This window comes from Lysobacter xanthus (genome assembly GCF_047159895.1).
Genome location: NZ_BAAGAB020000082.1, coordinates 1 through 9,633 on the forward strand (window position 1 = coordinate 1; position 9,633 = coordinate 9,633).

A 9,633-nucleotide genomic window follows, 5' to 3' on the forward strand; every position below is an offset into this window, starting at 1 on the left:
ACTCCGAAAGTGCCGCCTAACAATTCGTCCAAGCCGACGCCGCTTCGCGGCGCGGCTTAACTCAGGTGTTAGGCCTCGGTCGGTTCCCAGATCAGCTCAGTCGGGAAGCGCCGTCTTCTTGCTTCGGAAGCACCTGGCGCAAAGCCGCAGCCCGCGTTGGCAGCCCAGGCGCCCGCGCCGCCGCACGTCCCACCTAATTCCCGCGCTCGACCTCGCACGCGTCCGACGCTCGACACAGCGCTCGTCGCGGTGACCTCCGGACGCGCCGGGCGTCGGTGGCGGACGGCGCTCATGACTTCGGCGGCATCCGCAACAGCCTGCCGCCCGCTCTCCTGGCCCCAGCCCGTGCCTCTCGCTTCGGCAGCCTCGGCGCGTTGGCTTGCCCATCGTGTCCGGCGAGTTCAAGCTTGGCCTAACAATTCGTCCAAGCCGACGCCGCTTCGCAGCGCGGCTTAACTCAGGTGTTAGGCCGCATGGGCAGACTCGGGCGTCTTGCCGTAACCCTCAGTGCTGCAGTGGCGCTTGCGGGTTGTGGGCTCTTTGATTCCGGGATCGAGTGGGAGGACGGCCCATTTGTGGTGATCTGGATTGATCTGTTTGAGCAGGCACATCTAGCGCATCGAATTGATAAGACCACTTCGTCTAGCGTCACTGAGCCTTGTGTCACGGCTGTCGGCTCTAATGCGGCAGTCGTCGTCGCGGAACGTATCCCGCCCGGCTCCAGGGTCTCTGAGTTCTATGTGGTGTACAAATCTCGCTTTGAGTGGTCTAAGCCGGAGTCCGCTTGGATGACTGGTCCGCTCTCTGCTCCCGCATACGCGGCACTTAAGGCGCGCGAGCCCATGCCAGAGCTCAACGTGGTCGTGCCACGTGCTGTGTGCGAAGGTGCGGCCTAACAATTCGTCCAAGCCGACGCCGCTTCGCGGCGCGGCTTAACTCAGGTGTTAGGCGGCACTGGGAGCGAGACGCGTCGTGCATGAAGAACGGCCCCTTTCGTTGAGCGGTTCTTGCCACTGCGGAGCTGTCAGCCTCAGTTTGCCCGCCGCGCCCGAAACGGCCACGAGCTGCAACTGCTCGTTGTGCCGGCGCACGGGAGGCATTTGGGCCTATTACGAACTCGGTAGCGTCTTTATCCAAGGCCATCCGGAGAACACGGAGAGCTACGTGTGGGGTGATCGCAGCCTCAGCAATTTCCGTTGCAAGACCTGCGGCATTGGCACCCACTGGGAACCCATAGAACCTAAGCCCGGCGCTCGCCACGGCGTGAACCTCCGCAACTTTGAGCCGGCGCTGCTAGCCTCAGTCGCTGTCCGGCGGTTTGATGGCGCGGATACATGGACATTCCTGGATTGAGCCCTTCCAGCTTCTCGCCGGTGGCGCTCGCAATTTCCCGGGTGCCGCCTAACAATTCGTCCAAGCCGACGCCGCTTCGCGGCGCGGCTTAACTCAGGTGTTAGGCCGCTGACATACATCACAGCTATCGAGGGACAGCATGAAAGCAACCGTTGCATTCTTGGCAATAACCCTAGCCCTCTGTGCAGGCAGCGCTAACGCAGAGCCCAAGACCGTGTATCAGTGTCGCAGTTCTGGAGGAGCTGCCATTGCGGGGAGTGGCGCGCAGCGCCTGACGGAGCCTGTAGAGCTCCGGGTTATTGAAAGGCCGCGAGGGCAGTGGACGATTGAAGTCATGCTCAGCCAGCGGACCTACATGGGCTCAGGGGCGCCGAGCGAGGACGTTTGGTTCGCTCCCAAGCTCGACTTTGCTGGGACGTCCTTCACCATCAATCAGCAAACGCTGCGATTCTCTTTCTCCGATACGCTTGATTACCTGCTCGGCGAGCCCGGCACTCCGATCGTGGCCACCGGAACCTGCCGTCGCGCAGCGGCCTAACAATTCGTCCAAGCCGACGCCGCTTCGCGGCGCGGCTTAACTCAGGTGTTAGCCGCATGAAGTTACTCGCTTGCGAAGAGGTGCATTGGCACGACTGCATCGTTCGGTCGGTCCTGGTGCTGCCGGAGATCGCGCAGGTTGCGCTGCGGGTTCAGTATCCGGTCGACTGGGAGGCCAACCGGTTTGAGGTCGGTACGATCCGCCTGCTGGAAGCGTACGGGTACAAGGAGCACGAGGGCCCGTGTGCCGGCGCTCCAGCTATCCTCGGTGCCACAAGCGAGTTACAGGCAGGTGGGCACCAGTTGCTGCGCCTTGAGACCAATGCTGGCTACCGGGAAGTCTTCTGCACCGGGATCTTGTTAGAGCTTCCTGCAGGCGGCTAACAATTCGTCCAAGCCGACGCCGCTTCGCGGCGCGGCTTAACTCAGGTGTTAGACCTCATGCGAAAAATTCTCGCGTTCTTACTCTCGGTTCTCGGCTTCGGGCCTGGTGGCGCACAGGCCGGACCGCCTCCGGAATCGCCAGCTGCTGGGCTCCGCTCGATGGTGTTGCAACTCGACCCCGCAGAGATCGGCCTCAGTCGAGGCGGCTTCGGCCAGGACGTGTGGGGCGTCGTGATGGAAACCGGCCTCGAGCGTGGGTACTACACACTGGTCGTGCTCGGTGACGGCTCAACGAGTCTCTACTTCAGCACTGGCGGCGGCATCATCGGCGCCGGAACCTACGAGACGGTCGCGAAAGCGAGCTCAGACTTCATCCGCGTTGCGAACGAGACGCTGGGGCCCGCTTCAGCCGAACCTGGCACCGAACCGCCAGCCGGCGGAGCAACCAAGTTCTATTTCCTCACCTTTGCCGGCCGCCGCTCGTACACGACGTCGGAACAGGCGCTGGCCACTGGCGAGGATCAACTGGCATCGCTATTCAATGCTGGTCAGGCCGTCATAACAGCGATCCGCGAAGCCCAGCCATGAGGTCTAACAATTCGTCCAAGCCGACGCCGCTTCGCGGCGCGGCTTAACTCAGGTGTTAGGCCCCACTTTGGAACACCTCGCCAAGCGCGTAAGAGCTTTGCTGTTACCGCCGCGCCCGCCTCGGTAACGCTCTGCCGGCGGCGCACGCCACAGTAACGCCTGCCCCAGCCTTGACCGCCTTGCGCTGTCCGGCGAGCATCCCGTTACCGGCTCCGAAATGGGAGCTAATCGGTGTTAGGCGTGCATGGAAACCCTCTCGCAAGCGCAGCTAGTCGAACGCCTCTCCGAGATATTTCCCCTCTTTCGAGGCGAGTGGGCGGCGGATACGGGAGAGGTTGCCTTTCCCAGCAACTCGCTCCATTCCGTGTACCAATCATTTCTGCCGTTCGTGGCCACTGCGGAGGCCACCGCCGCCCAAATTACGAAATTGTCTGCGCTGGTCAGCTCGGAGGTCGCAGCGGGCGGCGAGCGCGAAAATGCTGTCTCCACGTGCTTCCTCGAGCACTGCGGGCAGGTCGGCTTCGCCCGTCAGCTCTCTGCCTTGTTGAGTGCGGCCGCCAGGTCTAGGCTGCACGCCTAACAATTCGTCCAAGCCGACGCCGCTTCGCGGCGCGGCTTAACTCAGGTGTTAGGGCGCACGAGGAGAATTTCGCTCATGAAGGAAGAAGCCGCGCTCCTGGTTCTCCTTGCGGCACCGATGCTTTCGCATGCTGGCGGCACGGATGAAACCGCTACCCGTGAATTGACGCGCCGCTGCGAAAATGCGGCGGTCGCCGTTGTCGCGGCTTATGTTCGCGAGCCCTTGGATGACACGGCCCGTACGGTTTTAGTCAGGGCGGCGAGTGCCACCTCCCGAACCGACGCTGTGCAGACGGCGCCCACTGATACTGAGCTGGTAGCCGCCTACTCGTCCGTTGCGCTGCAGCTGCCCGAACTTCCCGCCGCGGAGCGGACCGCTCCCTTGGCGCCTGCCACCCAACTCAGGCTGGCGGCGCGCGCCAGCGCGGTGTGCATGGCGGTTGCAGGTCGGCAAGGTGCGCCCTAACAATTCGTCCAAGCCGACGCCGCTTCGCGGCGCGGCTTAACTCAGGTGTTAGGCCACTCAATCATCCACATGGAGGTCCCATGAAGAAGCTTCTCGCACTTTCTCTGCTCGCCGTTGTCGCCACTGCCTCTGCTGCTCCTAGCACCACGCCTCCCGGTGACGCGTGGGTCGGTGCCCGTCTGGCTGTCAAAGTCTCGGTAGCTCCGGCTGGCGCTGAGACCTTTCGCGTGCAGGCCACGGTCCGGGATCTCCGCAACGGAAACATCCTCTCCGAACCCGTTCTCGTCACCAAGGCCGGCGTGCCCGCCAAAGCCGAGGTGGGCGCTACTGGCGCGCCGGGCAACGTGCTTGTCGCCTTTACTGTCACCGTAGCGCCGGATGGCCAGTCTGCTTCGTACAAGTCAGAGCTTCGCTCCAACGGTGAAGTTCTCGCCAGCGAAGAAGCAACGCTCGCAGTTGCCCACTGAGTGGCCTAACAATTCGTCCAAGCCGACGCCGCTTCGCGGCGCGGCTTAACTCAGGTGTTAGCGCCCACCACCGGCTATCAATGAGAGCCGTAGTGGTCAGTCGCTGCGGTCGCACTCTCGTGCTCCCACCCGCGTCTGCCAGGCGTCGCACGGCCCCGCATCCTTATTGCAAGCCTTCCGGCATCGGGTCACGCACTGGCCCGGCCGCGCCCGCTAGGGTCAGAACCGGCGCCCGGCCATCTCGCGGTCGCTGGCCATGGCATGCTCCGCTCCGTGGAGTTAGGCCAACTCAGCAAGGTCGTGTGGGCTCTAACAATTCGTCCAAGCCGACGCCGCTTCGCGGCGCGGCTTAACTCAGGTGTTAGGCCCCGTACTGCAGGTTCAGGGCGTCGTGCGCGGGTTGAGACCGGTCTGCACCGTGCAATTCCAGTCCGGCTTCGTTGCCGCGGCCTCGCTCCCGCACGCTCTGCCCGCCTTCGGCCACAGCGGAGGCTTCGGCATCAGATCCCGAACGAGCCGCTGCAAACCCTTCGGGCGGCCGGACCTCTCGGCTGTGCTGGCCGCTGTGGTCTCACCTGCCGTAGCATCCGCAGCAGGTGTTGGCCCTCCCTCGTGCGGTATCTCGCTAGGGCCGGGGCCTAACAATTCGTCCAAGCCGACGCCACTTCGTGGCGCGGCTTAACTCAGGTGTTAGGCCACGGAGGCGGCGTTACAACTCTCCGGAGCACGCATTCTCATTGTCCCCGCATGAGCCAAGCTTCTGCAGTTTGCTCTGCGCTTCTTCCTTGGCCGCCAGCCGCTCCGCTTTCGTCATGCAAATGCGCTTCACGAGATTGCTGCCCATCTCGCGCTTGCGCTCGCACACAACCCCATCATCGGCCTTCTTCGCAGTGGGCTTGATATCCGTAGTCGGGGGAGACGCGTGCGCGGAAGCAAACGCGAGCGTGAGAACCAGGAAACTGAGCATCTTCACCGGGCAACTCCTGTACACCAAGGAAGCCCAAGATTACCCTCGCCGTGTCCCGTAGCAAGTGGGCTGCCGGCCAAGCCGAGCCGTGGCCTAACAATTCGTCCAAGCCGACGCCGCTTCGCGGCGCGGCTTAACTCAGGTGTTAGGGCGCAATGGAAGATCTCGACGCACTCCCGGCATATGAAATGATGGCCCGGCGTCATGCAGCCGAAAAGGAAATTGGCGACCTCCTCGGCCAGCTCGTATTCGGGTATTCCCGCTTCGTCGATGCGATAAATCTATGCGTGGGCTGGCGAAACAACGGCAGCGACCTCGAAAACGTGAAAAAGGCATCAGAAGCAACCGGAACGTTCCAGCTGCTACAGATGCTAGACGCCTACGCGCGGGAAGCTTTCGGCGCTAAAGCCTCAAGCTACAAGAAATACCGTGTTTGGCTAGCGAAAGCCCACCGGCTTCGAGAGCAAAGAAACCTGCTCATGCACTCGCGGTGGTACATCGAGGCCTACGGGCGGCACGCGACGGCGATATCAACGCCCATTCTCGTGGAGCCTGTCGTTTCGCATGTAATCACGCCGGACGTCCTGCGTGACCTCTGCGCGACATGCGGTAACCTAGTTAAAGAGCTAAGCAAACTACGTGCGGAGCATCCGCTCTAGCGCCCTAACAATTCGTCCAAGCCGACGCCGCCTCGCGGCGCGGCTTAACTCAGGTGTTAGGTTGCTTATGGAAGAGTCGCTACCCGTCGAGTTTCAAGTGCGCTATCGGCTCGGTGAGTACCTACACCTCGTACGCGCCCGGGCGCCTGCTAACACGGTGTTTGCCGCGTGCACTCCCATCCAGCAAAAGCTTCTACTCGGAATAATCACTGTTGCGTGCGCCTTTCTTTTCTTTCGCAAATCGTGGGTCTTGGGCAGGTGCCGCTTCCGGATAGATGAGCTTGGTATTACCCGGTGGTCAAAGGGCAACCGCGTTACGCATGTCCCTTGGGCGGAAGTTTCGGGGGTCAAAGAATTCCGGGTGGGCTACCTGCTCGAAAAGGGCGAGGGCGGCTTGCCTGTCCCGTTCCGCGTCCTGTCAGCAGCACAGCGGGAGGCGCTACAACGGTTGGTGCAGTTTCATACAACGCAACCTAACAATTCGTCCAAGCCGACGCCGCTTCGCGGCGCGGCTTAACTCAGGTGTTAGGCGGCCATGGGAAGACTTTCGCAACGCTCAGCTCTGCTGGTCGCAGCCTTGTCAGCTAGCGGCCCCCTCTATGCGACCGAAAACTATGACGGTTTGGCGGAAGGCCTAATCTTGTGGGCTGTATGGATAGCGAGCGTCGTTCTGGTCGTGGCCGTTGCATTAGTCTTCGCTATCGTGAAGCGTAACGGACGCATTCTGTGGTACCCCGCTATTTACGTGGGTGCCATGGTGGCGCTTTGCACCTCTCTCTTCTGGTTCAGCAGCTTTCTTACGAGGCTGTTGCCCACAAACCCTTGGCTGCTCTTAATGGTCGCGTTTCCTGTGCTTGCCTCACTTGCGGCGTGGCGTTTTGGTCGCCGCCTGTCGTGCCCCGGTCAGCAGTGAGCTGCTGGCCGCCTAACAATTCGTCCAAGCCGACGCCGCTTCGCGGCGCGGCTTAACTCAGGTGTTAGGCCCCACACCGAGCAGTCTCGGCAACTCCCAGGCCGTCCGCTAGCGGGATGGCTGGCAGCGGGTTAAGGTCAACCTTCAGTGCTGCTCGGTCACGCGCGGCCGCCTAAAGGGACTCCCACGATGGAACGTACGAAGAGCTTCTTGGCTTTGGGCATTGCGTTCATGACGTCCGGCGCCACTTTCCTCGCCGTGGGGCTGAGCACCCACATCCTTGCTCTGTGGGCACTCGGGCCGTCTCTAATGGGTGTCGGGATCGTCTTCTTGGCCGTGTCCAAGCGTAGCCATAACCTTAGGGGTACGAAGAGTTCGGGCTCGCAGACTCCGGGGAGTGGGGCCTAACAATTCGTCCAAGCCGACGCCGCTTCGCGGCGCGGCTTAACTCAGGTGTTGGGCGGCACAGCAGCCGTATCGCAGCTCGAGGAAATTGCATGGCGGTTCCAAAGGTCTTCGTCTCCTACTCGCACGACTCCCAAGCACATAAACAGTGGGTGCTAGAGCTGGCAACCAGGCTTCGAAACAGCGGTGTAGACGCAATTCTCGATCAGTGGGACCTCCGGCCCGGAGACGATCTGCCCCACTTTATGGAGACAAACTTAGCGAATGCGGATCGCGTCCTAATGGTCTGTACGGACCGCTACGTTGAAAAGGCAAATTCTGGCTCGGGCGGAGTCGGCTACGAAAAGATGATTGTCACGGCCGATCTCTTGAAGACTATCGACTCGAATAAGGTCATCCCGCTGATCAGGCAGCAAGGCACCCACAACGTGCCGACATTCCTCCGATCGAAGCTCTTCATCGACTTTTCCACTGAGGAGCAGGCCGAGTTTTCCTTTGATGAGCTGCTTAGAACTCTCCACGACGCACCGCTCTTCGAGAAGCCAGCAATCGGCAATAGCCCGTTTAAGCCGGTCAAGGAATCGCCCCCGGAGCGTACTGGCGATGGCATAACCCACCTCATGCGCATTCTTGTCGCGGACTTTGAGAGCCACGACCTCGACTACATGAAGTACGGGCGCGTCATGCGGGCATCGGGGATTTCACGACTGATGTTTGATGTCCTAGTTAGCGAAGCCAAGGGTCTTGGGCTAATCACCCAGGACAACGATAGCGACCTCCGGCTGACCGAAAAGGGTAAGCACTACGCCGTGCAGCACAAGCTGATCAACTAGGTGCCGCCCAACAATTCGTCCAAGCCGACGCCGCTTCGCGGCGCGGCTTAACTCAGGTGTTAGGCCTTCTGATGGAACATCCGTTGCAGCCGGAAGATCCGTTGTCGCAGGTCGTGTTTATTCACGACTACCTGCAGCTCGTTTTCCAAGATTGCGCGTTCACCATCTACAACCGCGCGTCTTATGCCTCCGGCGGGACGACTCTGTTGCAAGGTACGCCCGGCTTCTGTGACGCGCTGGTTGGGCTCATCGAGCAATTCGCTCGAGTGGATTTAAGTTCTGGGGAGCTCTCCCTGCACTTTTCCCGTGGCGCAGTCGTGTCAGTTGCCAATGCCGGTCCGAGCGCGCGGGGGCCAGAGGCATGGCAGTTTGGCTGGCTTGGCGGCCCGCAGCTGGTCGAGCAGAATGCCTAACAATTCGTCCAAGCCGACGCCACTTCGTGGCGCGGCTTAACTCAGGTGTTAGCGCTCATGAATAGATATGCGCCGCCCGAAGCAGAGCTCTCCCCTGCGGCTGAAACCTCACCGTCTCTTGGCCGCCGGCTGGTCATGTTTCCGGTGTTTGCTCTCGGTGGCTTAGTTTCGTCAGCCGCGGCTTTTTTCCTTTTCAAATTGGTGCCGATCTGGAGCTGGGAAACGGTCGTAGTCGTTGCGGCTCTGGCGGCAATCTGCGGTGCTGCCATGTGGTGGCGTCCGCTGGCCCGCACCTACGGAAAGCACGCTTATCTTGCCGGAGCAGCCGTCGGCGCAGTCCCCGCCGGGCTGAGGATCTGGTCACTGCAGCGGTGGCCGTCGGGAACGCCGCATAAGATAGTGGCCCTTGTGGACACTGTTGGGGTCCTGCTCGCGTTCGCAGCGGGCGCGGCCGTTGTTGCTCGGTCCCTGAGCGCTAACAATTCGTCCAAGCCGACGCCGCTTCGCGGCGCGGCTTAACTCAGGTGTTAGCGCCCACTACCGACTGCAGCGGAAGTTGAAGTGGTCCTCCGCAACTTGCAGTGCTTGGCTCCGCCAACTGGCGCCTCGAATCGCGCGCCTCTCCTAACGCCCTTATGTGCAACTGCTGGCCTCGGCTGGCGCTCGAAGGCTCTCGCGTCCCGGCTGACTCGAGTTGCGCGCAGGCGCCTCGCAGGTGCGCCGCCATGGCATTCTCCGCACCTTGGAGTTGGAGCCGGCCGGCAAGGTCGTGTGGGCTCTAACAATTCGTCCAAGCCGACGCCGCTTCGCGGCGCGGCTTAACTCAGGTGTTAGCGCCCACCACCTGCTATTAACGTAAGTCGTAGTGGTCCGTCGCTGCTGTCGCACTCTCGTGCTCCCGCCCGCGTCTGCTGGCCGCGGCGCGGCCCAGCATCCTTACTGCAGGCCCTACCGCGCAGGGTTGCGCCCCAATCTGGCCGCGTACGCCCCTACCGACGTCCCCCCGCTTTCAGTAGCGGGTTGATCTAGAGTCCGGGGTTGATGGTAGTGGATGCGAGCTGACGGGCGT

General features: G+C 61.7%; 12 protein-coding genes. 11 read left to right on the forward strand and 1 reads right to left on the reverse strand.

Annotated features, from left to right (window positions below; genetic code table 11):
• Window positions 1-972: 972 nt before the first annotated feature.
• The 7 genes from ACY35P_RS13865 (at window position 973) to ACY35P_RS13895 (ending at window position 4,374) form a co-directional block, all read left to right on the forward strand.
• Complete coding sequence (locus tag ACY35P_RS13865; RefSeq protein ID WP_462116428.1) at window positions 973-1,353, forward strand: GFA family protein; 381 nt, start codon at window positions 973-975, stop codon at window positions 1,351-1,353.
• Between the two features lie 334 nt (window positions 1,354-1,687).
• Window positions 1,688-1,891 carry a hypothetical protein gene (locus ACY35P_RS13870; RefSeq protein ID WP_462116429.1) on the forward strand — a complete coding sequence of 68 codons (204 nt, stop codon included), beginning with the start codon at window positions 1,688-1,690 and terminating at the stop codon, window positions 1,889-1,891.
• Window positions 1,892-1,947: 56 nt separating this feature from the next.
• On the forward strand, window positions 1,948-2,274 hold the full coding sequence (locus ACY35P_RS13875) for a hypothetical protein (protein ID WP_462116430.1): 327 nt from the start codon (window positions 1,948-1,950) through the stop codon (window positions 2,272-2,274).
• 159 nt (window positions 2,275-2,433) lie between these two features.
• Window positions 2,434-2,862 (forward strand): hypothetical protein, encoded by a 429-nt coding sequence (locus ACY35P_RS13880; protein WP_462116431.1) that lies wholly within the window; start codon window positions 2,434-2,436, stop codon window positions 2,860-2,862.
• A gap of 244 nt (window positions 2,863-3,106) precedes the next feature.
• On the forward strand, window positions 3,107-3,442 hold the full coding sequence (locus ACY35P_RS13885; protein ID WP_462116432.1) for a hypothetical protein: 336 nt from the start codon (window positions 3,107-3,109) through the stop codon (window positions 3,440-3,442).
• 75 nt (window positions 3,443-3,517) lie between these two features.
• Window positions 3,518-3,907 carry a hypothetical protein gene (locus tag ACY35P_RS13890; protein ID WP_462116433.1) on the forward strand — a complete coding sequence of 130 codons (390 nt, stop codon included), beginning with the start codon at window positions 3,518-3,520 and terminating at the stop codon, window positions 3,905-3,907.
• An 80-nt stretch (window positions 3,908-3,987) separates the two neighbouring features.
• On the forward strand, window positions 3,988-4,374 hold the full coding sequence (locus ACY35P_RS13895) for a hypothetical protein (RefSeq protein WP_462116434.1): 387 nt from the start codon (window positions 3,988-3,990) through the stop codon (window positions 4,372-4,374).
• A 709-nt stretch (window positions 4,375-5,083) separates the two neighbouring features.
• Here the strand turns inward: ACY35P_RS13895 and ACY35P_RS13900 are convergent.
• Complete coding sequence (locus ACY35P_RS13900; protein WP_462116435.1) at window positions 5,084-5,347, reverse strand: hypothetical protein; 264 nt, start codon at window positions 5,345-5,347, stop codon at window positions 5,084-5,086.
• 149 nt (window positions 5,348-5,496) lie between these two features.
• Between ACY35P_RS13900 and ACY35P_RS13905 the strand changes: the two genes are divergently transcribed.
• The 4 genes from ACY35P_RS13905 to ACY35P_RS13920 all read left to right on the forward strand — a co-directional run bounded on the left by ACY35P_RS13905 (window position 5,497) and on the right by ACY35P_RS13920 (window position 8,564).
• Window positions 5,497-6,000 carry a hypothetical protein gene (locus ACY35P_RS13905; RefSeq protein WP_462116436.1) on the forward strand — a complete coding sequence of 168 codons (504 nt, stop codon included), beginning with the start codon at window positions 5,497-5,499 and terminating at the stop codon, window positions 5,998-6,000.
• Window positions 6,001-6,067: 67 nt separating this feature from the next.
• Entirely contained in the window at window positions 6,068-6,517 is a 450-nt protein-coding gene (locus tag ACY35P_RS13910) for a YcxB family protein (protein WP_462116437.1), read from the forward strand.
• Window positions 6,518-7,410: 893 nt separating this feature from the next.
• Entirely contained in the window at window positions 7,411-8,151 is a 741-nt protein-coding gene (locus ACY35P_RS13915) for a toll/interleukin-1 receptor domain-containing protein (protein ID WP_462116438.1), read from the forward strand.
• A gap of 71 nt (window positions 8,152-8,222) precedes the next feature.
• The gene (locus ACY35P_RS13920; protein ID WP_462116439.1) at window positions 8,223-8,564 is read left to right on the forward strand and encodes a hypothetical protein; all 342 of its coding nucleotides are present in this window, start codon (window positions 8,223-8,225) and stop codon (window positions 8,562-8,564) included.
• Window positions 8,565-9,633: the final 1,069 nt, after the last annotated feature.

Excerpts from the sequence above, each read along its gene's own strand:
- ACY35P_RS13870 (WP_462116429.1), top strand. The coding sequence starts at position 1,688 with ATGCTCAGCCAGCGGACCTACATGGGCTCAGGGGCGCCGAGCGAGGAC.
- ACY35P_RS13875 (WP_462116430.1), top strand. The coding sequence starts at position 1,948 with ATGAAGTTACTCGCTTGCGAAGAGGTGCATTGGCACGACTGCATCGTT.
- ACY35P_RS13880 (WP_462116431.1), top strand. The coding sequence starts at position 2,434 with ATGGTGTTGCAACTCGACCCCGCAGAGATCGGCCTCAGTCGAGGCGGC.
- ACY35P_RS13885 (WP_462116432.1), top strand. The coding sequence starts at position 3,107 with ATGGAAACCCTCTCGCAAGCGCAGCTAGTCGAACGCCTCTCCGAGATA.
- ACY35P_RS13890 (WP_462116433.1), top strand. The coding sequence starts at position 3,518 with ATGAAGGAAGAAGCCGCGCTCCTGGTTCTCCTTGCGGCACCGATGCTT.
- ACY35P_RS13895 (WP_462116434.1), top strand. The coding sequence starts at position 3,988 with ATGAAGAAGCTTCTCGCACTTTCTCTGCTCGCCGTTGTCGCCACTGCC.
- ACY35P_RS13905 (WP_462116436.1), top strand. The coding sequence starts at position 5,497 with ATGGAAGATCTCGACGCACTCCCGGCATATGAAATGATGGCCCGGCGT.
- ACY35P_RS13910 (WP_462116437.1), top strand. The coding sequence starts at position 6,068 with ATGGAAGAGTCGCTACCCGTCGAGTTTCAAGTGCGCTATCGGCTCGGT.
- ACY35P_RS13915 (WP_462116438.1), top strand. The coding sequence starts at position 7,411 with ATGGCGGTTCCAAAGGTCTTCGTCTCCTACTCGCACGACTCCCAAGCA.
- ACY35P_RS13920 (WP_462116439.1), top strand. The coding sequence starts at position 8,223 with ATGGAACATCCGTTGCAGCCGGAAGATCCGTTGTCGCAGGTCGTGTTT.